Genomic DNA, 262 nt, shown 5'->3' with positions numbered 1-262 from the left:
CCATCTGACGCAGGGGCTGCTGCGCGTGCTCGCGCCGTTCCTGTCGTTCACCGCGGAAGAGGCATGGAAGGTGTTCCAGCCGGCGAGCGACACCGTGTTCACGGAGACGTACTACGCGTATCCGGAAGTCGCCGGCGCGGCCGCGCTGATCGAGAAATGGGCGCTGCTGCGCGACGTGCGCGGCAACGTGACGAAGGCGCTCGAGGAAGCCCGCACCGCCAACCGCATCGGCTCGTCGCTGCAGGCCGAAGTGGCCGTGCAC

The 262-nt window shown here is 68.7% G+C and carries 1 protein-coding gene; it reads left to right on the top strand.

Going from position 1 to position 262, the window contains the following annotated elements; translation table 11 throughout:
* Nucleotides 1–262, top strand: a 262-nt coding sequence (locus tag SB751_RS31875; RefSeq protein WP_410749256.1) for a class I tRNA ligase family protein, incomplete at both ends; no start/stop codon positions are given.

The sequence above is a fragment of the Cupriavidus sp. SIMBA_020 genome (genome assembly GCF_046535395.1).
Lineage (GTDB): Bacteria > Pseudomonadota > Gammaproteobacteria > Burkholderiales > Burkholderiaceae > Cupriavidus > Cupriavidus campinensis.
This window is presented reverse-complemented; position numbering and strand designations above follow the sequence as displayed.